This is a genomic window from Parachlamydia acanthamoebae (assembly GCF_000875975.1).
Lineage (GTDB): Bacteria > Chlamydiota > Chlamydiia > Chlamydiales > Parachlamydiaceae > Parachlamydia > Parachlamydia acanthamoebae.
The window spans coordinates 113,063-138,437 of the sequence record NZ_BAWW01000005.1 but is presented as its reverse complement, the minus strand read 5'-3'; the positions used below and the strand labels follow the sequence as shown (position 1 = coordinate 138,437).

The 25,375-nt window shown below is 38.6% G+C and carries 11 protein-coding genes; 3 read left to right on the top strand and 8 right to left on the bottom strand.

Annotated features, from left to right (window positions below):
• Window positions 1-102: 102 nt before the first annotated feature.
• A complete protein-coding gene (gene ileS, locus AOM43_RS03055) occupies window positions 103-3,228 on the top strand; it encodes an isoleucine--tRNA ligase (protein WP_059358974.1) in 3,126 nt (1,041 codons plus the stop codon).
• Window positions 3,229-3,270: 42 nt separating this feature from the next.
• Here the strand turns inward: ileS and AOM43_RS03050 are convergent, their stop codons facing one another.
• Both AOM43_RS03050 and AOM43_RS14065 read right to left on the bottom strand, forming a co-directional pair.
• Window positions 3,271-4,368, bottom strand: a complete 1,098-nt coding sequence (locus AOM43_RS03050; protein ID WP_059358971.1) for a protein kinase domain-containing protein — start codon at window positions 4,366-4,368, stop codon at window positions 3,271-3,273.
• Between the two features lie 484 nt (window positions 4,369-4,852).
• Window positions 4,853-4,996, bottom strand: coding sequence for a protein kinase domain-containing protein (locus AOM43_RS14065; RefSeq protein WP_079978228.1), 144 nt, complete (start codon window positions 4,994-4,996; stop codon window positions 4,853-4,855).
• A 326-nt stretch (window positions 4,997-5,322) separates the two neighbouring features.
• On the opposite strand from AOM43_RS14065, the gene AOM43_RS03045 reads away from it, so the two are divergent.
• A complete protein-coding gene (locus tag AOM43_RS03045; protein ID WP_059358969.1) occupies window positions 5,323-7,758 on the top strand; it encodes a U-box domain-containing protein in 2,436 nt (811 codons plus the stop codon).
• A 38-nt stretch (window positions 7,759-7,796) separates the two neighbouring features.
• Here AOM43_RS03045 and AOM43_RS03040 read toward each other — a convergent pair whose 3' ends face one another.
• The 3 genes from AOM43_RS03040 to def form a co-directional block, all read right to left on the bottom strand.
• Window positions 7,797-8,120, bottom strand: coding sequence for a hypothetical protein (locus AOM43_RS03040; protein ID WP_059358967.1), 324 nt, complete (start codon window positions 8,118-8,120; stop codon window positions 7,797-7,799).
• Between the two features lie 35 nt (window positions 8,121-8,155).
• Window positions 8,156-9,505: a magnesium transporter gene (locus AOM43_RS03035; protein ID WP_079978227.1), complete on the bottom strand. Its 1,350-nt coding sequence runs from the start codon at window positions 9,503-9,505 to the stop codon at window positions 8,156-8,158.
• A 66-nt stretch (window positions 9,506-9,571) separates the two neighbouring features.
• Window positions 9,572-10,105 carry a peptide deformylase gene (def, locus tag AOM43_RS03030; RefSeq protein ID WP_006340914.1) on the bottom strand — a complete coding sequence of 178 codons (534 nt, stop codon included), beginning with the start codon at window positions 10,103-10,105 and terminating at the stop codon, window positions 9,572-9,574.
• A 100-nt stretch (window positions 10,106-10,205) separates the two neighbouring features.
• Here def and AOM43_RS03025 point away from each other — a divergent pair, with 100 nt between their 5' ends.
• Window positions 10,206-12,473 (top strand): heavy metal translocating P-type ATPase, encoded by a 2,268-nt coding sequence (locus AOM43_RS03025; RefSeq protein ID WP_059358965.1) that lies wholly within the window; start codon window positions 10,206-10,208, stop codon window positions 12,471-12,473.
• Window positions 12,474-12,479: 6 nt separating this feature from the next.
• Here the strand turns inward: AOM43_RS03025 and AOM43_RS03020 are convergent, their stop codons facing one another.
• From AOM43_RS03020 to AOM43_RS03010, 3 genes are all read right to left on the bottom strand, one after another.
• Complete coding sequence (locus tag AOM43_RS03020) at window positions 12,480-15,149, bottom strand: hypothetical protein (protein ID WP_059358962.1); 2,670 nt, start codon at window positions 15,147-15,149, stop codon at window positions 12,480-12,482.
• 308 nt (window positions 15,150-15,457) lie between these two features.
• Window positions 15,458-16,072: a BON domain-containing protein gene (locus tag AOM43_RS03015; protein WP_006340911.1), complete on the bottom strand. Its 615-nt coding sequence runs from the start codon at window positions 16,070-16,072 to the stop codon at window positions 15,458-15,460.
• A 169-nt stretch (window positions 16,073-16,241) separates the two neighbouring features.
• Complete coding sequence (locus tag AOM43_RS03010) at window positions 16,242-25,331, bottom strand: GH36-type glycosyl hydrolase domain-containing protein (RefSeq protein ID WP_059358959.1); 9,090 nt, start codon at window positions 25,329-25,331, stop codon at window positions 16,242-16,244.
• Window positions 25,332-25,375 lie beyond the last annotated feature (44 nt).

The following is a 25,375-nucleotide window of genomic DNA, read 5'->3' as shown; positions in this document are numbered from 1 at the left end:
AGTAGTGTATTTTTGAACGAATATTTCCGCTCATTTTTATTTCTTTTTTTAGTATAATTCCACTGACACAATTTTAATAACTTTTGGCATTCAGGATTATCTATGTTAGAACCCGTTGGCAATGAATCTTTTGACGAACGAGAAAAAAAAGTTTTAAATTTTTGGGAGAAGGACAATATTTTTATTCGTTCTATTCAAGAGAGAAAAGAAGCTCCCTTATTTTCATTTTACGATGGCCCTCCTTTTGCAACGGGACTCCCGCACTATGGACACCTTCTCGCAGGAACAATTAAAGACGTCGTTCCCCGCTATAAAACTATGAAAGGCTTTTGCGTTCCACGCCGTTTTGGTTGGGATTGTCACGGACTGCCCATTGAGAATGAGATTGAGAAAAGCCAAGGCCTCTCTGGAGCTGCATCGATCGAAGCTTTTGGAATCGCCAATTTTAATGAAGAATGTCGCAAGATTGTGTTGCGTTATACGGAAGAATGGAAAAAAACGGTTACGCGTATGGGGCGATGGGTAGATTTCTCGAATACTTACCGGACCATGGATGTGTCATTTATGGAATCTGTGTGGTGGGTATTCAAAAAACTTTATGAAAAAGGCCTAGTTTATGAGGGCTTTAAAGTGATGCCTTTCTCAGCAAAGCTAGGCACTCCTTTGTCTAATTTTGAAGCGGGTGAAAATTATAAAGATGTTGATGATCCTTCGTTAACGGTGGCTTTTCCTTTAGAAAATGATCCCAATACCTCCTTATTGATCTGGACGACGACTCCCTGGACGCTGGTTTCCAACTTGGCTATTTTAGTTGGTCCTGAGATTGATTATGTCAAAATTCAAGAACACGCATCAGGCAAATATTACATTTTGGCTCAGCCAAATCTTCCTCTCAATTTTAAAGACGAAGCTAGCTATTCCATTGTGCAACACATGAAAGGGAAAGAGTTGGTTGGTCTCCGCTATGTGCCGGCCTTTTCCTATTTTGCTGATCGGGCTCAGGATGGTGCTTTCCGTGTGATTGAGGAAGGTAGTGTTTCGACTGATGAGGGAACAGGGCTTGTGCATTGTGCTCCAGCTTTTGGCGAAGTGGACTTTTATGCTGCTCAAAGAGCGGGAATTGAACTTGTTTGCCCTGTGAATACCAATGGATTATTTACATCTGAAATCCCCGAATATGAAGGACTTTTTGTTAAGGATGCGGACAAAGATATTATCAGACGTTTAAAAGGGGAAGGAAAAATTTTCCATCATGGGACTCTACATCACCGTTACCCTTTCTGCTGGCGCTCCGATACTCCCTTGATCTATCGTGCGATGAGCACTTGGTTTGTGGCTGTAGAAAAAATTAAAGATGGTCTTTTAGCTTCAAACCGTGAAATTCATTGGACACCTGATCACATTAAGCATGGACGTTTCGGAAAGTGGCTAGAAGGGGCTCGCGATTGGGCCATAAGTCGAAATCGTTACTGGGGAACTCCTATCCCAATTTGGAGAGCAGAAGATGGAGAGTTGATCGTCATCGGTAGCATAGCAGAATTAGAAGAAGCTATCGGTCAAAAAGTAGAAGATCTGCATCGCCATTTTATTGACGATCTTGTCATTGAACGAAATGGAAAAGTTTTTAAACGCGTGACAGAAGTTTTTGACTGCTGGTTTGAATCAGGATCGATGCCCTACGCCCAAAATCATTATCCGTTTGAAAATCGGGAACTTTTTGAAAATAACTTTCCTGCTGACTTTATTGCAGAAGGTCTTGATCAAACAAGAGGATGGTTTTATACCCTTACGATCTTGTCTACAGCCTTATTTGATCAACCTGCTTTTAAAAATGTGATTGTAAACGGAATTATTCTGGCCGAAGATGGAGCGAAGATGTCGAAAAGACTTCGCAATTATCCAGATCCGACAACGGTTGTAGAAAAATATGGAGCGGATGCTGTTCGCCTGTACATGATGCATAGCCCAGCCGTACGTGCAGATGATCTGTGCTTTTCTGAAAAAGGGGTGGAGCTTGTCCTGCGACAAATCCTCATTCCCATGTGGAATGCCTACAGCTTTTTTGTAACTTATGCCCGTATTTACAATTGGACGCCTTCTGCTAATGAAGATTTAAAGCCCGGAGCGGTCATTGATCAATGGTTATTGTCACTCCTCAATAAATTGGTCCATCAAGTGGAAGAGGGAATGGATGCCTATGATTTGAGTGCGGCTGTTGAACCATTCGTAACTTTTGTGGATCAATTGACCAATTGGTATATTCGTCGTTCGAGAAGACGCTTTTGGCAAGAAGAAGCTAATGAAGATCGGCACCAAGCGTTTTCCACACTTTATCAGACTCTATTGACGCTAACAAAAATCGCAGCTCCTTTTATTCCGTTTCTGACAGAGAGCATGTATAACAATTTGCGTCGTGAAAAAATGCCTGCGTCTGTCCATTTGTGCGATTATCCCGTTTATCAAAAAGAACTGCGTAATCAAGAATTGGAAGCTGCAATGGAAGCTGTGCAAACGGTGGTCAGTTTAGGACATGGCTTACGTAAAGAGCATAAATTAAAAGTACGTCAACCATTGGCTGCTGTACACATTGCTTCTCCAGATCCGCATGTTTTGCACTTCTTAGAAGATCAACAACATTTGATTGCAGAAGAGCTCAATGTCAAAAATGTTGAATTCAGCCTGAATGAAACCGAGTGGGTAAGTCTTAAGGCAAAGCCAAACTTTAGGGTTCTTGGGAAAAAGGTGGGCAAGCTAATGAAGGCTGTTCAGCAGGAGATTGATGAATTAACACAGGCTCAACTGGGAGATCTTTTGGAAGGAAAAAGCTTACCTATTACTTTGGATGGAGAAACCATTTTCTTAACAGGTGAGGATGTTCAAGTTGAGCGTTCTGTCCATGAAGGGATGATCGCCGCAAATGCGGGCACTATCACCATTGCTTTAGATACTGTGTTAACGGAACCTTTACTCATTGAAGGATTAGCACGCGAAGTGATCAATAAAGTGAACACTATGCGTCGCGAAGGGGGCTTTGCTGTAACTGATCGTATCTGTATCCAATTAGAAACAACGGATAGAGTCAAAGCATGCTTTATTAAACATGGAGATTACATTCGGAGCGAAGTCTTGGCTGTTCAAGTAGATTTTCTTGATCAAGTGGATGGGCAGGAGTGGGATCTTAATGGGGAAAAAGCAAAGATCTATCTCATGAAGATGGATCAAAAGTAAAGATAAAAGGCCTCCAAGCATTTTTGGAGGCCTTGATAAAACTTACGAATTTAATTCCTTAGCTGCTTCTAACGCACCAGCTGCGGTGATACGTTGAGCTGGATCTATCTCCAACATTTTTGAGATCAGATTTTCACGCGGGTCATTAGGATTGAGGCCTGGGATGTGTGTGAGATTGAAGGCATTGTCCAAGCACTCTTTGAGATTTTTAGAAGCTAAGAAATAAGGAGGCCAAGTTTCTTTAAATAAGCGGTAACAGACTAAACCAGCTGCCCACATGTCCATTTTAGTTAAATCTGCTTGGCTAAAAAACTCTTCTTTCCCCATTTCTTTTATTCGACCTACTTCAGGGGCAGTATATCGAGGGCTTCCTCTCCATGCATATTTAGGCTTCCAATCCTTTTTGCAAGCAAAGCCAAAATCTGCGATTTTTATCACAATTTCATCACCCTCAACTTTAAAAAGAATATTGTCTTCTTTAATATCACGATGGGCGTATCCAGCTTCATGCAGTTTGCTCAAAATGCCCAGAATTTGCTGCATAACCGAATCTTTTACATTTTCAGGTAATTCATAAGTGAATAGCTTTGTTAAAGGGGCATCACATTTTTCAGCCCCAATGACAAAATGATTGGATCCTTTGAGAAGAAAGCGTGTTTTTACAATAGATTGATTAAGAATAGGATTAAATTTTCTAGATATTTTATATTCTTTTTGAATTTTTTTTAAGCATGCTTCTTCTTCTTCGGGCTGAAAATTAATAAAAGCTAAAGCCACGAAAGTATTTTTCTGGCAATCATAATAACTTTTTACGGTTTTGGCAGTGCCATCTCCTAGCTTAACATTTAAATCAAGATAGTAATAGATATTATCATTTTTTAGTCTTGTTACAAATTTGAAAGGGTTTATGTTTTTAACTTCAAAATAATCAATGCCTTTTTCTTTTAAAGCTTCGGCATACATGTTTCTATATTTTTCAAGATTAGCAAAACATCTGATAATTTTTTCATTATTTATTTTTAAAGGTTTTAAATCTATTAAGATTTTATCTATGGAGATCTTTGATTTAGATTCTAAATCTTGATGATTAGTAGTAGTTAAACTTAGTGACGATAAACTTAATTGTGACGAGTAATTCATGACCATGCTTTTTGTTATGTGTTTTTGCAAAAATTATACCACAACTACTCTTAATTTGGAATTAATAAATTGTTTAATTAAATAACTGATTAGTATAAAACTTTTCAAGTGCTTATTTTGCAGAAATGCATTTTTCTGGATTAACTTGTAATATTTTTGCAATTAAATCGTTCTCAGCTTTATATGGATCTAATTCTGTTACTTCTCGAACAGTGGATAAAGCATTAAAAAAATATTCAATCGTTATTGAATTTAAAATAAAATGCTAGAAATTACACAAATATAATTGATAAGATAATAATCCTACAGCCCAGATCTCATTTTTCATAAGATCTGAAATTTTCGATTTAATATGGGGAATATAAGATCATTTTATTCATATTTTACTTATTTCATGTGATATATATTGAGGGGTTCCTTTGTAACCATATTTAAATTTCCAATCCTTTTTGCAAGTCATTTCGAAATCAGAAAGTTTTAAAATTTAACGATCTTTTTCATCTTTTTTCCATAAAATGTTGTGTTCTTTAATATCTCGGTGCACATAATAACCTTTAGCATACAGATGCTTTAAGGCTTTTAGCAATTGATAAATAAGGTTATTTTTTTGAGTTTTAGATAAATTTATTTAATGATTTTCAAGATCATAACTTATGGCCACCTAAATAGCCCACCGACCTATTTCAAAAAAACAAAACATGCCGGTATTCCTTTTTTCATGCGCAGAGCATTCTCTAAAAGAGATCTATTCAATAAAAGGTGTCTATGATAATTTGCGGTCGTTAAGATTCATGTTGAAGAGTGAACTCTAAAGCGTACTTAGAGAGTATTTTAGGCGAATTTTTTTGTTAACCTGGAAAGGTTCTCTTGCCTAGAGAATCGTTTTAAGATCTTGAAATCGAATATTTAAAAAAATAAACAAACGTCTGCTTATCAATTGCTAAAGGAAAATATATGGAAGCACCATCATCCTCTTACGCTACGACATCGAATTTCAGCGTGAATCCTTCGCTCATTGAATCTGTCATAATAGAACCTCCTCAAGATGATTCTCACTTAGTAGAATTGGAGATTTGGGGCAAAGGATGTATAAAAAAAGAAATGAGATGTGATGAGCTTAGCTCCATTCTGAACATTATACCTCATGAAAAAATCAAATTTCTTCGTGAATCTTCCATCTGTCGTACATGTTTTTGTTGGGATTTTACATTGGTAAGTAATGATCATCCCGCCAGACAAATTTCAACCATTTTTTCTCGTGAGAGGGATTCTAGAAATTGCAGTGAAACATTCAAAGAGTGTTTGGCCCTTATTAAGAGCAAACTCTCCCAACTTGAATGTGTGCCTAAATGTTTTATTGTGATTCCGAGTATTGTTAATGATCGTTTTGAAGAGATGTACCGCTATTTTGAAGAAGCGGGAATAGATATGATTAAAAAAGAGCCCAATCAGCGTGAATTTCTTTTTAATTATGAAAATGTAAGTAAACATGATGTTTTTTGCCGTATAGAGATCGAGGAGAAGGGGGAATGGACAAACGAATTTTTATTTCAATTTTTAAAAATTGAAAACAAAAGAATTGTCACATTTGCTTTTTTTGAACCCAAAAAGGCACCCCATAAAGATAATTGCGACAATTGGTCTGTTAATTTATTCAATTCTTTGGAACCAAAACAATTTTATTTAAATATTCTGAAGGGGATTTGTGTTGCTGTGGGTTTGCACATTCTCCCTGGTCATTTTATGATGGATTTGGAAAAAAAATGGGAAGAAAGAATAGGAAAACTTATTGAGAGAATAGAGAAACCACCTATTGTTAGAATCCTTTCAAAAAAATGGCCAAACGTATCGACTCTTAACCTTTCAGCATTAGATAGACCAAGGGAATTTGTGGAAGGGGAAGTTCAGGCTATTTCTTCTCATTCAGATGAAGCTGAAAATGAAATGGCCCGTTCATGGATGTGTGAAAGAAAAACACCACGAGCTGATCCTTTGCCACATTCTGTAGCATTTGAACAAATGCTGGTATACCTTAATAGTCAAAAAAACGATCGATCTGACATATTCGTAAACGTTGTCGACCCAAGAGGAGGAGACTTTGATCTGGATAGTGAAGCCTACGGCATTGTAGGTGAATTAAGAATGGCTGGTTGTTTGCACAACACACAAAAAGAAAAACCGAGTACAGCTACAATTGTTGTTTATACAAAAACTTATCATGAAAAAAGAGCACACCTTAAAGAAATTAGGTGTCATCAAGACTTATTAGATGATGCAAAAAAAACAACCGTTTTTCTTCTTCAAAAGTGTATCGTTTTGCCTTCAGAAATAAAGGAATTGAAAGATAGAGGTGCGCGTATTCTTGATTTAAGTGATGCAGGATCGCCGAGGCTTTATTGGGATAAGCTTAAGCTATTTGCTAAAATTATGGGCGTGCATAAAACTAAAGTAAATCTGGATAGCGGGGAACAGAGTTTTATGCGTCATTTAAAAAGTGAATATAAGCGATTTATTGGAAGTGACCGCCTTCCTACTCCTGCACAAAAAGCCTACAAAGAATGCCTGTCTTTGATTAAAGATGAAGTGTTTGAATATCAAAAAAAATGCTTCGTTTTAGACTCATGTGGCGAAACTGTAGATGTAGAAGCATCTGCTCTTCACAAAGATCTTAAATCAGCAGGTATTTTGCCTCTTCGTCATAAGGCGAATCCACAATTATGTCTTCAAACCAGTAAATTATTGACTTTAGCCATTACAACAGAGGCCGATGCCATTATAGTTGTACTTTCAAAATTATATTTCGAAGCGCGTGAAATTAACCGTGAACTCAGAATCGCAGAGGATATAATTTCCTCAGAATTTCAAAAAAATCTAGAGAAAGTAACGGTTTTTAAAAAGGAAAAATTAGAAGAACCAATTCCCATTTTTAAAGGGTACTATTCCATTATAGAGAAAACTAAAAAAGATCCCCAATTGTATTGGGAAAAGCTAGAAAGAATCGTGCATATTGCCGGAATTAGCCAAAAAGAAATCACTAGAAATGGGGTATGCATAAAATTTATCGATTTTTTAAAGAAAGAATGGGAGAGAAAGCTTAATCCTTCCATCCCTCAAAAAGAGATATATGTTTCCCATGAGGTGGAGAACGAAGCGTGTATAGCACCTACTTTTAAGCAGGAAGATATGACATGCCCAATTACACATGATTATATGACAGATCCTGTTACGGCTAGCGATGGATGCACTTATGAGCGTGAAGCTATCGAGAAATGGTATAAGCTAGATGGGTCGTCACCTATAACCCGAAAAAAATTAACGGGTGTTTTCGTTCCACATGAATCTCTTAGAGCATCGATTAAAGATCACTTAAGTCAATCTTACTCGGAATAAAAAAATGGCCTAAGTTTTTAAAAAGCTTAGGCCATTTTTTATGCTTGTATATCGTAGACGTATCCGTCAATATCCATTTTGAAAATATATTCTTTAAGGGCTTGAAGGATAAGGGGAACTAATGGTTCGTTTTGAGTATTTCGATAATTAGTAATCAATTGTCCATTCAAATATAAGGGAAACTGAAGCTTAAAATAACGTTGACCCTGGATAGATTGCTGATCGGAGCTCTCTTGAATGAGTCTATTTGTTTCTGTGAGGATATTTTCGATCGCTATTTTTAAAGAAACTGTCTGTTCTTCCCATGTTTCGACTGTTGTTGTTGCTTCAAAATGCGCTGTTTGGGTTAAGTCTAACCCCAAAGAATCAAGATCAATTTGAATAAGCTCTTTACCTGTTAAATGCCTTTTTTCTCATGAAATTCACGGACTTTTTTGTGATGCTCAATCTCTTGCAAACGATCTTTTTCAATAGCTCGTACCAGCTTTTTGCTGAGCGTTATCCCGTGCTTGTTTGCCTCTTTCACAATATCTTTGATCTGTTCTGCGGGTATGCAGCTTAGCAAGCCATTGCTTTTATTGTAGCTTCCGCAAAATCCATCAACGGCGCTTTCCATATGTTCAAGATCAACAAGAGCGATTCGACTAGGATCTTCAAACCCTTTTTTTTCAGGTACAAGAGGAATGTTTACTGGTTTTACATCATTAAATTCTGTGAGTGCAATAAATTTAGCCAGTTGTTTCCATGTCTCTTTTAACTTTATTGCGTGTGTGCGGTGGAGCTCCTGTTGCCCACTTGTTGTTGGGTTAACATGTGCTTTTGCAATGTCTTCTTCAAAAAATGCCATGGCTGATGCCGTAAAAAGTTCTCCTACAAATAATATAACGAGCCAAAAGGCTCTTTTTCTGATGAGCAGCAAAAGGGGGGACTCCATGTATGGATCTTCTAAGGCTTCCACACCTCCAATTTTTTGAATATCTTCCGTATCCTCTTCTTCTGCAACGAAGAGAACGTCATCAATCGTTACAATTCCTTTTAAAATGCCGTGAGAATCAATAACAGGTAAGGCCCCGCGATTGTTTTTTTTAAAGCTATTAACTGCAACTTCTTGGTCGTCAGTGACATTAAGTGCAATAAATGAATTATCCATTAAATCGCTCACCTTATAGGTAGGCGAAACGAACAAAAACTCTTTAATTTTGATGTCATCCAGCAATTTACCTTTTTCATCAACGACATAAATGAGATTGATTGTTTCACTGTCATGTCCATAAGCTCTGATGTAGTCCAAGACTTGTTTTACGGACCATTCTTTTCTGACAGCAAGAAAGTCGGGTGTCATTAAACGCCCTACGCTATTTTCTGGGTAGCCAAGCAATTTCAGTGCAACGCTTTGTTCGGGAGGGGAAAGAAGTCTTAGATATTCATTCAACGATTTGGGGGGGAGTTTCTCTAAAAAGGCCGTGCGATCATCAGGTGCGATCGCATTTAACAGATTTGAAACTTCTGATGCAGAGAGAAGTTTCAAAATTTCTAACTGAGTTGAAGGGTCTAAAAATTCAAAAACTTTTGTGGCAACATCTGAAGGAAGTATCTCAAAGAAGTATTTTTGATCTTTTTCGGATAGGTCGGAGAGGAGATCTGCTAAATCAGCTGGCAGGCAGGTTTTAATCGTTTGCTCAATCTCGGGTTGATTGTGCAAACGAATTAATTCCTTAAGATGCTCAATATCAAATGCTTCGTACATCTCTTAGATCCTCTCGAGTCTCTAAGATCAAAATTGAACATCCTTTGCTTTATATCAAGTCTTTTCTTATTTTTTTAGAGCGTATTTTTTCTTGATTTGCTGCAGTATCGGCTCTATTTTTTTTCTTTCTGTGCGATGAAGACGATCAATAAAAAGAACACCGTTTAAATGATCATTTTCATGCATGAAATTTGTCGCTTCATATCCAGTCATTGTTTCTTCAAAAACGTTTCCATCTAAATCCATTGCCTGGATTTTAATACTTTCTGGGCGAGCAACGTCTGAAAATAATTTAGGAATGGAAAGGCAACCCTCAGAAAAAACCTGAAACTCTTGACTATATGCTAAAATTTTTGGATTAATAAAAACACGATCCTTGCCGTCGATCCAGGTCCCATCATCTTGAGCAATGGGAACACACGTGACAAAGATGGAAAGTAATTGACCGATTTGATTTGCTGCTAAGCCAATGCCGTTTGTTGCATGCATCGTTTCAATCATATCTGTTGCTAGTTGTCGAATTGAATCATCAATTCTTTCAATTGGAATAGCTTTTTTCCGAAGAATCGGATTTCCGTAATATGCAAGAGAAAGTAACATTATCTAATAAAAAATTTAAAGTTTAAAAAATGGTACATCTAGTATAACGAATCTTACTTTAAATGCATACTCAAAAAAAATAGATGTTAGGGGGTGGATAGTGGAAAATTTTTCAGAGAAAGATCCTGTATGTGGAATGACCGTTGATCAACAGTATGCCGCAGGTCAGTTGATACATGCAGGAAAAGCTTATCTTTTTTGCAGCAAACTTTGCTTGGAAAAATTTAAGCAAAATCCTGAAAAATATCTTGGGAAGACTCTTAAAAGTACTCAAGCCAAACTTTATACATGTCCTATGCATCCAGAAATTGAGCAAGACCATCCAGGTTCTTGTCCTATTTGTGGAATGGCTCTTGAACCTAAAATGTTTACAGTAGAAGAGGAAAATTCAGAATTACACGATATGCAGATGCGATTTTGGATCTCGCTGCTTTTTACGATTCCTCTATTTCTGATTGCCATGGGGGGAATGTTTTTTTCTTCCTATTTTTCGTCATGGATATTTAGATTCCTGCAATTTGTGCTAAGTTTACCCGTTATTCTGTGGGGTTGTTGGCCATTTTTTGAACGAGGTTGGCAATCCTTTAAAACATGGAATCTCAACATGTTTAGCCTAATTTCATTGGGAATTGGGGCTGCATTTTTGTATAGTGTTATGGCTCTATTCTTTCCTTCTCTTTTCCCTGAAAACTTGCATCATCATGGCGAAACTCCCTTATACTTTGAAACAGCAACCACAATCACTGTTCTTGTTTTGTTAGGTCAAGTTTTTGAATTAAGAGCACGTAGTAAAACAAGCCGGGCGATTCAAACGCTCTTAGGCAAAGCAGCTAAGACGGCTTGGTTGATAAAAGATGGGAATGAAACTGAAATTCCAGTTGATGATGTTCAAAAGGGGGACATTCTCAGGATCAAGCCAGGTGATAAAGTACCGGTAGATGGCGTGATTATTGAGGGAAAAAGTGTTTTTAATGAGGCGATGATGACGGGAGAGCCAATTCCAGTGGAAAAAAGCGTGCACGATGCCTTGCTTGCTGGAACAATAAATCAAACGGGAAGCGTATTGATGCGTGCAGTCAAAATTGGAAAAGAGACTCAGCTTGCAAAAATTGTGCAGATGGTTGCGGAAGCTCAAAGGAGTCGAGCTCCGATTCAAAGCTTGGCAGATCAAATTGCAAGATATTTTGTCCCTCTTGTCATTTTGATCTCTTTTTTAACATTTATATGTTGGTATACATGGGGACCTCAGCCTGCTTTTATTTACGGATTATTGAATGCCGTTGCCGTGCTGATTATTGCCTGCCCCTGTGCACTTGGACTTGCGACTCCCATGTCCATTATGGTTGGAATTGGACGAGGAGCCGAAGAGGGCATCTTAATTAGAAATGCTGCAGCTTTAGAAAAACTTGAAAAGGTGCAAACTATTGTCGTTGATAAAACAGGAACCTTGACTGAAGGCAAACCTTTATTGGATCAGGTTTTTGCTGTAGGTGCCTGGAAGGAAAGAGATTTGCTTTATTTGGTGGCAGGCCTTGAACAAAATAGTGAACATCCTCTTGCTGAAGCCATCGTTCAAGGTGCTAAAAGACGTTCTATTCCAATAGCTAAATCAGACGATTTTGTTTCAGAGACTGGTCGCGGGATAAAAGGAAAAGTGGATGCAAGCGATATTCTGGTGGGGAATCTTCCTTTTTTGAAAGAAAACTCTATCCAAAATTTGCCATTACTTGAAGAACTTGAGCAGAGGACAGAGGGAAATGAAACGTTATTATATGTGGCTGTAGATGGATTAGCCGCGGGTTTGCTTTCTGTGGTCGATCCAATTAAATCCACTACGCAACAAGCCGTTTCAGAATTGCATCGCATGGGGAAGAAAATTGTCATGCTATCAGGAGATCGTCTAAAAACGGCTAAAACGGTGGCTGATCAACTGAACATAGATGTTGTTCGGGCCGAGATTTCACCAGATGAAAAACAAATCTATGTAAAAAACCAGCAAAGCAAAGATAACCATGTAGCCATGGCTGGAGATGGAATTAATGATGCTCCGGCTTTGGCGGCAGCTGATGTGGGAATTGCGATGGGGACTGGCACAGATGTCGCGATGGAAAGCGCAGATGTGACTTTGATTTCAGGCGATCTACTTGGCATTGCAAAATCCATTAGACTGAGCCAAACAATCATGCAAAACATTAAGCAAAATCTATTTTTCGCTTTTATATATAATGCTTTAGGAATTCCTTTAGCTGCAGGAATCTTATACCCATTTACTGGGTGGTTGCTTAATCCCATTGTTGCGGCATTTGCCATGAGTTTAAGTTCTATTTCTGTGATTTTCAATGCTTTAAGATTAAATCACTGGAAATAAAAAAACCTAGTCTATGGTGATTATTGGTGGGGATGTTTTTTCTAATAAGTTAGCTTTTTTAAAAGTTTTATAGGCCAGCGTCATTGTTTCACTTGTTGAAGTAGGCATGTAAGAGGCTAGTTTGGAAAAATCTTTCAATGAAAGAAAGTTTAAATACTTAATGAAAGTGTACTGAAAAATATAGATGTACTCCAAAAACGTTTCTGCTTGAGAATAGGCCAAAAAAACATCGGAGATTTTTTTAAAAAACACGATGTCTTTACTTTTAGCTAGGTGAATAGCCCATTGCTTTAAGGCCTTTTTTCTGTTCGGACATTTGTGAATAAATTCAAAAAACATTTGCGTAGCATCCATATGAGAATAAAATAATTGTTGACGCCATAAGGCTTCAAAATAATAGATATGGGCTTCTGCAAAATTTTTGAGAACCCCAGTCAGTAGCATTTGAGCTGCTGGAAGATCATTAAATTTAAGAGATTCAGATAAAAGAAAAAAATAAAATGCGGGGTAAAGGCTTTTTTTAACATTTACAGAGTGCCATTCCGAAAAATTTTTATGGGCGAATTCTACTAAATAGCAACACATTTCTCCAGGGATATTTGAAAAGGTTCCATTTACGTTTTGTAATAAATGCAAAGTTTGGTGTAACAGATTTATATCTATTTTCGACTTAACAAGTTTCGCGAGATTGTCAATTTTACCCAGAAGAATTTTAGCTGCGAGAATGGAGGGCTGGAAATCAGGTTGTAGTTTAAATTGTGCAAAAAAATTTTCAATATATGCCATCGGTTCCAAAAGCTTTAACCGGGCTATTTCTTCCAAAGCTGGTTTGAAATGTCTAGGATCTTCACTTAAAAACATTATGGCTGCGATCCCATACCGGGAAATAATTCGATATTTGGCATAAGAGGGGTCTTTCGGAAATTTATTTTTGAATAAGTAAATGATATTTTCGTAGAATATTTTTTTAAGGTAAGTGTCATGCTTAATTTTCCGATAAATTTGAAGAAACGCCTCTTCATTTAGATTGTCTATTGCATATAACATGAATGGATTAAGTGTTTGAAAACATTCGGAATCATTGAAATTTAGCCAAGTCGACAATGTTTGATTTGGGTGTTTTTCATTATCCCATTGTAATTCATCTTTTAAATCATGGTGGAAATGTTCGGAGATTCGATCTTTAATCCAGGGAAAATTTTCCAAAAGAATATTTTTTAGTTTGAGATTAAACGAAACGTGTGTGCACAAGTAAATGACAATCGGAGAGAGAAACAAAGGATCATATCTTTTTTTATAATCCAAAATTTTTTGAATCACTCCTTGATCTAATTCTAAATACTTTGCTTCCATACGCGTCAACTGTATGACAGGCGTGTGAGAGATAAAGGATTGGCTGAGTAGTTCTGGATTTCCTCCATATTGTAAAACCCACGAATAGAGTTCTTTTTGAGCTGTCATGAGAATTTCCAAGCATTCAAAATATTTGGGTAATTGATGGATAGATTGTAAGAGTAACGATAGTGTTTTTATCACATATTGGGCAGTCATATTGATAATGACAGAGGGACGAAAACCTTTTGGTTTTTCACACGTGTAAATGACTTCAAAAAAAAGTTTTGCGAATGATGCGATTTCAGCTTTACTTATCTTTTTAACTACTTCATTAAACAGTAAAGAAAATAAAGCTCCATTTTGGGAAATGAAGGGATAACAAAATTTGATTTCTTTTGATAAGATTTTTTTTTCAAACTTCGAGAGGGGAACAAATTTTGTGTTTCGTTCAAGAATCGTAGAGAGTTGGCTAAAATAAAATTCAGCTTCTGAAAAGCTTTGAATTTGACTTGCCATTTGAAAGAGAGCATAAAAAATACCTGTAAAAGTCGTACTGGTTTTCATTTGAAAGGGGATATTTATATTAGACTTTATGTGGAAAAATTTCAAAAGATGGGATTGTATCGTAAAGAATAGATTCAGAACCTTTCCCCGAAAGGGCATATTAGAAGCTAGGGTATCTTCTATCCAAGAAAAAAGTTCTGTAGGTGGATTTTGTAATGGATTTTCAGTATCTATAATTTTCATACAGCGTTCCATTAACGCATTAATTTCTTGTTTTTTTGCAAATTCTTCTTCAGCAGGAAAACTTTGTTGAGGAGCAGCGTATAATTGATTCTTAAAAAATAAATGTTTAATGATGATTTTTTTTGCTAATTTTCGACTTGATTCGTATTCCCTGTTTGAATAAACCATGGTGTAAAGATCATCCCATTTTTTTTCTTCGATTGTAGAGAGAAAATCTGAATCTTGAATGTATGTTTCCACATAATCCATGAGGTCATTAATTTGATAAAAACAGGCAAATTGGTTTATTTCGTATAGTTCTTCGATGCTATTTATGTTTTTTTTGAAAAAGTTAACAATTATATTATTTTGTATATTTCCTTTTAAATACGCTAAAAACGTTAATATCGTGTGAAATGACTTTTCTGAAATCGAAATTTTTATAGGGCTTGTACAACTAAAAACTTCTTCTAGGTGAGGCCAGCGATTAAATAAATCAAGAGAAACTTGATGTTTCATCTCGTCAGAACAAATAAACGTAATTTCCTTACTTGGTAGAGAATATAAATGTGGTTGATAAAATTTCGGGGTAGATAGAGAAAATGGAGCTTCCATGTGAGCGGCCTCAAATGTGAAAAAAAAAGTTGATTTATCGACAAATGGCTTCCGGTCAGAAGTAAGCTATCTTTGTTAGAAAGATAGGAGGAGTCGCAATGCTGTTACCTTGTGCAACAGAGATGCGAATATGGGAATGGAAATAGGGATGAACTTATTTTAAGTAATTGATCGTTAGTCGGTTCCATTATTTTCCTGTGGTGCGGTGTAGTCGTTATAAATCGAACATTAACGATATTGACTTTTTTTGAAAATAGGGGAAAATAAAAACCCTAGCCTATTGCAGACAATAGGCTAGGGTTTCAAGGTTATTTGCCAGAGACAGATAACTTGCTATTAATTTTTTTCACACCTTCGATTTGTTTAACAATCGATTCGATTTTGTTTTTGTCGCTTTCATTTGCAACATTTCCAATCAAAGTAACCTCCCCGTCAGTGACAGAAATTTGGATACTTTTACCTTTGTCTGAAATGGTTTTATCGTTCATGATTCCCCAGCGGACTTTTTGAACGATATCATCATCAACAAGAGCCCCTGTATGGGTGCGAACATCAGCTTCTGTTAAAGTGTTGTGATAAGGATTTGCGTGGCGATAATTGCTGCTGGATGTGTTCTGTGTGTTGTAGTTATTAGGAGTGCTTGAGCTTGATGGATTGACAGTGGAGGCTGGATTTGAGGGGGTTGCATTTTCTTGAATCGTATTTTGACGAATCGAGTTTTGCGATGAGCCTGGTTGGCTCACGGAACCTTTACCAGGAGGATTTGTTGAGGGTCTTCCTGGAGGGTTAACTGTAGGTGGATTTGTTTGTGATGGAGTTGAAACAGAGCCTGGTGGGCGATCTGTGTATTCAAAAGCATTCAAGACAGATGTCGTTGCTAGGAATGTAATTCCCGTCATAATGATTTTGTTTAAATTTTTCATATTTTCACCTCTATTTTGAATAATTATTCAAGCTTGAAAATTTTTCAATCAGATGTATTATTTTTATTTTATGTTAATTAATTTAGAGGAAAGTAATATATAAGTCTTGTGTGCTTATAGTTTCACATTAATTAAAAGGAAAAATAAATTCAATATTTTTGACAAATTTTTACTTTATTTCAATGAGGATAATCTTTACCTCGTGTGCCTTTCCATCATCGACCAGTGAAATCTCCGATTCTTGCGATAAAACTCCATCTATTTCAATACGCAAATTGTAATATTTTAAGTGAGAGGGGTTTTCGATTATAATGGTGTAATGGGTTGTCTTATAACGATAGTAGATCTTGTAACTTTCCCAGGTTGTTGGCATGCATGGTTGAATGGTGAGCTTATCACCTCTTAATTTAAAGCCGAGCATCTCTTCCAGCCAAATCCTGTACATCCATCCACAAGATCCTGTATACCAACTCCATCCGCCTCTTCCAATCTGGTTTTCCAAAAAGTAGACATCTCCAGCTAATACGTAGGGTTCTGCTTTATAGCGATTTGCGTCTTCGGCAGTGGGTGTATGTGTGATCGGATGCATTAAGCGAAGAATTTTGGCCGCTTTATCAGCTTCTCCCATTCGCGCAAAAGCAAGCGGAACCCATAAAGAGCCATGCGTGTACTGTCCTCCATTTTCTCGAACTCCAGGAGGATATCCTTTAATATAGCCGGGATCTAAGGGGGTTTTATCAAACGGAGGAGTCAATAGCAGCACTAAGCGTTCTTTTTCACGTACCAAATGCTCTTCGACTGCTAACATGGCTTGCGAGATCCTCTCAGTTTGACCTGCACCACTAATCACTGCCCATGCTTGAGGAAGGCAATCAATCTGATCCTCTTCGTTTTGTTGGGAACCTAATGGGGTGCCGTCATCAAAATAGGCGCGTCTATACCAGTTTCCATCCCATGCTTGAGCTTCGACTGTTTCAGCTAATCGTTCGGCTTGAGTCGTAAAGCTTTCTGCTGTTGATTCTTGCCCAATCTGGGTTAAAATTTCTGCAAAATCATTTAAAACATGGATGAGAAACCATGCTAACCAGACGCTTTCACCTTTTCCGTAAATTCCGACGCGATTCATTCCATCATTCCAGTCTCCACCACCAATAAGAGGGAGACCATGAGGTCCTGCTGTGATTCCTTTGAGGATAGCTCTTCGACAATGCTCAAAAAGTGTCCCTGTTTCTTCGGAAACTTCCGGAATAAAATAAGCTTCATGTTGATCAGGAGCAAGGATTTCTCCCTTTAAAAACGGAATGACTTCATCTAGGATCGAGAGATCTTTTGTCACACGGATATATTGGGCCGTCACAAACGGTAACCAAAGAAGATCATCTGTAATGCGCGTGCGTACACCACCGTTTGCAGGAGGGTGCCACCAATGTTGCACATCTCCTTCTATAAATTGATGGGCGGCCGCACGCAAAATTTGTTGCTTGGCAATCTGTGGATCCGTATTAAGCAGGGCCATCACATCTTGCAACTGATCACGAAAACCGTAGGCTCCACTCGATTGATAAAAAGCGGATCGGCCCCAAATACGACAGCTTAAGTTTTGATAAAGCAGCCATCGATTGAGAGTAAAATTAAGAAATAATTCGGGTGTTTCCACTTGGACTTGACCCAACAGATGATCCCAGTAATTTTGTGTTTTGACAAAGGTGTTATCTATCCAATTTTGATCGCGACATTTTAGGATAAGATCTCGCGCACTTTGTGTATTAGGAGCATATCCAATAAAGAAGAAAAGCTCTTTTTCTTCTCCTGGGGCCAGTTCGACCATCACTTGCAAGGCTGCGCAAGGATCGACTGCAGCTCCACAAAAGCCCGATAGTCCTTTTCGCTTCAATGCAGCTGGATCGGATGCCAAGTGGTTGCGTCCTAAAAATTCGGTACGATTGGCTGTAAATGAATTGGCGATAGGTGTGCAGCTAGCAAATGCGACATGAGAGCCATAGTCATTGTTATAGTGATTATAAGCCAAGAGGGCTTGGGTTTCCGGATCCCATTCTGTGAGAATGTGCATTTGCGTTTCTTCTCGTGTTGTGCCAAGTACCCATGTTGTAAATGAAGTGACACTGAGAAAACGTTTGTGGGACGAGTGATTGGAAAGTTTTAGCCTCTGGATTCGAACAGGATGGCCTCCATCAGAGTCAACAGGCACAAAGACGAGAAGATCTTGTTCGATTCCATGGCTATTATGTTCAAATCGGGTATAGCCTTGCCCATGGCGAATTCGATAAGCATCTAGCTCGCGAATGGGTGAGGGTGTGGGGGTCCAAAAAGTTCCCAATTGCTCATCGCGAATATAGAGCGTATCTGCGATTGGATCAAGCACCGGATCGTTTGACCAAGGAGTCAATCGATTGGTTTGGCTATTCCCATACCAGCTACTTCCCAGTCCAGCTTCTGAAACCAGTGTTCCAAATTGAGAATTGGCCATCACATTTATCCAGGGCATAGGCGTCACTGTGCCAGGTCCTAGGTAAATAACATATTCGCGTCCATCCGGAGTAAAGCCGCCTAAACCGTTGAAATAAGGGAGCTCAATAAAGGGAAGTGGACGAGAGGGCTCCTCGTGTACATGCTGATTTGGCACTAAGCGCGGGACTGTTAAAGGGAGTGGTGCGGGTGAGACAAGCTGTTGTCTAAGTGAGCCGCGAGCAGCGATCAGGTTAACACGTGCAACAGAGAGAAGCAGAATTAGCTCGTCTTCTGGGAATGTATCGCTAGCACGTAAAAAGACCCCACCTGGTTGATCGACGTCAGCGTGATAAATTTGTGACCGAATCAATATTTTTAATCTTTCAAGAAGGGGGCTTGCATAACTTGTGGCTTCTTCGCATAAAATGACTAGATCTACTTTAAGTCCACGCAGACGCCAAAAAGCATGGGCTGTTAAGGCTTGCTTGACTAAGTCAATTTCGTGGACATCATCGATTGAGATGACGACAATAGGAAGATCGCCAGAAATACCATGTGCCCATAAGTGCGATTGTCCTAAGATATTTTTGCGCAACCGATCTATAGGAGGACGCAATTGAGCGTGTGGATATAAAATGCGGCCAGCCAATTTTTGAAAGAGTTGCGTATCTTCTTGGTGAATACGTAAATGGCGCAACTCCAACTGGGCATGTGTCCAAGCCATTTCAAAGGCACGATGCGTCGAGCTGAGATTGCTGTATTTTTTGATTAATTCAATGACAGCTTCACGGGTATTGGCCACAACTGTAATAAAAGAGACTTGAATACGTTGAGAGGGCTCTAAAAAGACGCGAGCTCTTAAGCTGAAAATAGGATCTAGAACGGTCCCAACCGTATTTGAAAGATTTCCCTCTAAAGCTTCTGGTCTTTGCAAATGTTTTCCTCGTCCAATAAAACGGCACCTATCAGTTTCATATTGCACCGTATCGTTCATTAAATGGCTGCAGACAACGAGATGTCCCATCCAGATGGGCGGGTCATCCGTTGATCGAAGGCGTCTAAAGGCAATGATGGCTGAAAGCTCGGGCAAAGCTTCTGTTTGAATAAATAGCTTATTAAAAGCTGGATGTGAACGATCTGAGGCATGAGGAGCTAAAACGAGTTCCATGTAACTCGTCAGTTCAATTTGACGAGATTTAGAGGAAAAATTGGCTAAGGTAATTAAGCGAACTTCAGCAGGATCTTCGGGGGAGATAGCAATTTCAGTGAGCGTGCCTATATTGTGATCTCTGCGTTGGATGCGCACCACATCTGGTTTAAAATTAACTGAATAGCTTTGCCCAGGTACATCTGTCGGATGGAACGCTGTTGACCACATCGCGCCTGTATCCATATCTTTGATATAGCAAAAATATCCCCAGGAATCTGTCGTGATATCTGAACGCCATCGGGTTAAATCAAAGTCTCTCCAACGGCTATATCCTCCTCCAGAGTTAGTAAACATGACAGAATATTCATTATTTGAAAGAAGATTAACTTTGGGGGTGACACTATGCGGACTCTCAGTGACTCCCATAATTGGTTTTGTAGAAATGGGTTTGAGTCTTGAAATTGGGATTTCTGCGCGATATCCTTTTTTGGTAATCATTGGATTGACAGGCGGATTTTCGTAAAGAAGCGACTCAACGCCCATAATGTAGGGATTTGCATGAAAACGATCGGGGATAATGTCTTGATTCAGCAAATTGTTGATGGCGATAAAAGACATCGATTGATGGTGTGCCATATATGCATATACAATAACACCTCGTTCTCCTTGTGGTCCATGCTGACGCGAAAAGTCTATGGATTCATAATATCCATAAGTGCTAAGCAATCTAAAATCTTTATTTCTCATGATTTCAAAATTCTGGATAGCGGAGAGTGGATCAACGCTTAAGGCAAGTCCTGTGGAGTATGGGCTTACCACTAGATCTTCTTCGAGGTTTCTTTTAAATCCTAATCCCGGCACCCCAAAGCTGCGATATTGGTAGGTTTTGCGTGAATCAATATCGCTAAAAGCAGATTCTGAAATTCCCCAAGGAATTCCTCTTTTTTTGCCATAGTGAATTTGGCATGCCACTGCAGCTTTGCAGCCTTCTCCTAAAAGTGAATGGGGATAGTATTTATTGAAGAGAAGAGGCATCAAATATTCAAACATCGTGCCACCCCAAGAGAGCAGGACGCGAACTCCATCAACAAGGCCATAAGGTCTGCCTAGTGCCCACCAGTGTTCGAGTGGGATATCTCCCTTGGCAATAGACACTAAGCTGGCTATGCGAGCTTCACTAGCCAATAGGTCATAGTAGGAAGAATCGAGCTTGCAATCGTCAACATGATAACCTATTGTGAAAAGCTTTCTTTCGCGGTTGTACAAGAAGCCCATGTTCATATTACGAGACAGCGCTTCTAGGTCAGTTAAGATTTCGCGGGCAACTTCTAATTTTTCCCCCGCCAGCCACTGACTTGTCTGCATACTTTCATGTAGTTTTTTTAGCCATTCGTGGTGCTCTTTAGAGAGATTTTGATTTTGTTTCAAAATTTTGACAAAATTTTGCAGCTCTTCAGGAAAATCGCCAGAGGCTAATGATTGTAAAGATGGTACAGCCTTTAAGCTATTTTGACGCCATTCAGGAGCTTCAGGATGAATGAGCACCAATTGTTCTTCAGAGGGTTCATTCAAAACATCCACCCAATTGAAGTAACGTTTGCTAATGGAATCCCATTCTGTTAGTTGTTTCTCTATTTGATTAAACCAATAAACCGATTCAGGTTGCGCTGGATTTTGTTTTTCTCGCATTTGTTGAAGCAAATCTAATGCAGCTTGGATAGTTTGTCTAATAGAGGATAAATCGGATAAGTCTTTGTCTAATAGATTTCTAAAAGGAATAACTTCAACGGCTTCATTTTCTAAGCTTAAGAGTTCATAATTATCTTTTATTCCCTCAAAGAGAGAGGTTGGCAAAAGAGGCGCTGAAAGAAGCTCTAAGACGCCTTGTTCAATCGTCCATAGGCAAGCTAAGAAGTTTCCGCTATCAACAGAAGAAACGTATCGAGGATATAAGGGCTGTGAAGTTTGTGTGTCATACCAATTCAAAAGATGCCCTTCATATTGCTCAAGCTTATTGATATTCAGTAGAGTAGAAGAAAGGCGATCTAACACTTGATCAAAAGTTAAGTACTTTAAATCGTAGGCACTTAAAACAGCAACCATCCACAATCCAATATTTGTGGGAGATGTTCTTTGAGCAACTTCAACAGACAAGGCGGCTTGATAGTTATCTGGAGGTAGCCAATGTGTTTGCGGTCCCACAAAATCATCAAAATAACGCCAAGTTTTGCGGGCGATATGGCGGAGAAACGTTTGTTGCGAATGCGTCAGTCTGCGTCCTTTTTCAAAATGGATCGATTTATCCAAAATAGCGACAATTCCTGGACTGAGCATCCAGAGAAGGCCGAAGGGTAAAGCGACAAAAAAAGCGGATGGGTGTATCCAAAATGTTGCCACCAAAACGATGAGTGACAATAAAGAAAAAATGGATAATTTCCACAAAAAACGGCGATGGGCAGAAGGAGCGGCATGGTTGTTGACAGACCACTCCAATAAATGCCGATGTGAAAAATGGCGTCGATAAAAAACTCTTAGGTAGGCATCGAGTGAGAGATAAGCCTGATAGGGAAGCAGAGCTAGATTGATCAAACAACGTACAAGGGCATTTCCCAACTCTCTAACGGTTAGTTTAAAAGACAGCAAAAAGCTTTTAAGTTTGCATAGACAAAGCGAAATAGCAGGAACGAAGAGCACGATTGTGGAAAGTGCTGTCCAAAGACCTGGTTGCACTGAAAAAAGCCATGCACACACAAGCAATAAAACAATGCAAACGGGAACTAATGAACGACGCAAATTGTCTAAAATTTTCCAACGGTTAATGGCAGATAAAATGTTTTTCTTTTTTTGCACCGTTGCGTCTGGAACCCATGACCATAGCCAATCGATGATTTGCCAGTCTCCTCGAATCCAGCGATGTTGACGTTTTGTCCAGCTGAAATAATTAGAAGGAAAAGAGTCATAAAGAATAATATCGCTGGCAAATGCTACACGCACATACGCACCTTCCAGCAAATCATGGCTTAGTACATGCTCGTCCGGAAAACGGTCTTTTAAAAGTTTATGAAAGGCCTGCACATCATAAATGCCTTTACCGTGATAACTGCCTTCATGCAGTAGATCCTGGTATACGTCAGAAACGGCTTGTGTGTAGGGATCGGCGGCTGTTGCTTCGGCAAAGATATGGGAAAAAACCGTCTCATTCAAATGAGATAAATTGGTTGCGACACGTGGTTGTATGAGTGTATATCCTCGTAAAATTGTCCCTGTATCAGAGAGCTTCACAACATTTAATGGATGAGAAATTGTTTCGATCAGTTGCTTGGCTTTTTCTTTTGGAAGTTGAGTGTCTGCATCGAGGGTAATCACATAGCGGGTGTTTGTCAAAGCTTCTCGGGATCCAGTGAGCAGGATATTTTCAGGCAGTGCATCCCCGATAAGATATCGATTCAGCCATTCCAGTTTTCCTCTCTTGCGCTCACCCCCAATCCAAGCATGCTCACTTTCACTCCAGATACGTTGCCTGCTAAAGAGAAAAAATTTGCCTTTCCCATATTTATTTTCGAGGTGTTCCATTCCTTTTAAACAGCATTCCATTATCACATCATCTTCGGGAAGGTATCTTTCAGGTGCATCTGCTAGGTCAACGAATAAACCATAGTGCAACATCGGATCTGAGTTTGCTAAATAATTCACTTCCAGATGCATGAAATGATCTTGAATTTCCTTGGAAGAAGCGACTTTAATGGGAACGATCACCAGTGTTTTATATTTTTCCGGAATCCCGATATCATAAGACATTTTGGGTAATACAAAAGGATCTAGAATAAGACTGAAGAGACTATTGATGAATTGGATGCTCATTTCACTAATGGGGATCAGGGCGAGTAAGGCAAATAAGCTGGATTGCGTCAGCGTTGCACCTGCCCGTTGCGAAAGATAGATCAAACCAGCTTCCACCAACAGGGTAAATAAACCTAAAGCACTCAAATAAGAGCCGGTCGGATGCTTTTTTAAGAAGCGTCTAATTTTTTGTGCAAAAGGTTTATGATAATGGATTTCGTCTTCAATAATGTCTCGTCCCTTATCCACGAGGTAGTATCCTACGTGTCGGGTCACATCTTCTTTTCCATTTTCCGCCAATTCCAAAATGCGTGTGGCAATCGCACTTTCAGAAAAACTAGAGTGGCGTGCAAGCATTTCAATGATGTGACGATAATTATCGCGCGTATTAAAACTCATCACGGAGTAAACATCGAGAGGATCACGACTTAATATGGCGTCAATCGGACTTAAAGTCTCAAATATGCTCTGCCAAGAAAATTGAGAAAGTGTAATGAGGCTCACAATCGAATTAGAAAGTGCGACATCTTCCTGTGTTTTTTTGATTTGCTCTTGCTGAATAAGCTCAGTTAAGGGCTCTGAATACAAACTTTGCAGCCATTTTTTTACTGTGGGAATAATTTTTTCTTCGTCGTATAAGTGATCGAGCAATTCTTCGGAAAATAAAAGAGATGGCTGTGGATATTCTTTTTCAAGATCTTTTAAAAGGCTATTTAATCGACTAGGATCATTTCGAGAAACGCTCAAAAGTCTGTTTCCCCAAAAACTTGCCAGTTCACTTTCTCTTAGATACTTTTCTGTATTTAATGCAAGAGCATGAAGGCATTCGATGAGTCGTAGCCTGAGCATTAAAGGAACTGCCCAAAGCTCTCCAATTGAAAGTGGTTGCACTTTTTGAAAACTGGTTAAGAAGGCAATGATATTCTCTCGTGTCAATCGATTTCCTGTATGGCAGATAAGTTCTTGAGCAACAGCATAAACGCGTGGAAAGCTCTTTAGCGGCCCTTCAAGAAGAACAGGAAGTTTTTGATAATATTTTTTAGGGAAATTGCGTTGAATTTCTTCAATTGTTCCCTGAATCACGTGGTTATTGTCTAATAGCCATTCTGCAGAGGTATTAATGGGTTGTTCTGCCGCCTCAATTAACGATAGATTATTTCGAATATTGCGAAGCGTTTGCGCACTTGCTTTAAGTTGAATTAAAAGTGGAAAATGGTGAGTTTTTAGAGTTGATACGTTGCCTATCGACTGTGCAAAATGAGCCGCAATGTCTTCTAAACTATGCGTACTTAATGGCTCAAGCGTGCAACTGAGAGTTTTGATTTGTTCATGCTTAGGTTCTGGCTGTAATAGAAAAGAAAGGGGATGCCCACTTTCAACATGTCGTAAAATAGAAAGTGCGACCGAAATATCTTTTGGTTTGACTTGTGAAATAATTAAAATTTCATTTTTTAACACACAATTATTAAAATGTGCCAAAACTTGTTTATCTATTCCTTTAAATAAATAAGCTTTTTTCCAAACTAGAACTCCTAGAGTGACCCCAACAATCAACGTATTAATGAAAAATAATGAGGATGTATAAAAAGTTAAAAAAAGAAATAACGCAAAAAGTAATGCTAGAACAAATATCCCCAAATAAAAGAAAATGGGAGGGAACGTTTGGATGGTGAACTTTCCATCCTTAGTGTGATGAATAGCCGCACTACGTCTAAATCCTTCTCTTGCAAGGCTTTTTAAAACGGTACTAGCCGTATGAGGATTTTGATAAAACGCTAAAGCAATATTCCATTGTTCCATGAATTAATCCCCTTTCTGCTTTAATTTTGTAATAGAAAATAATA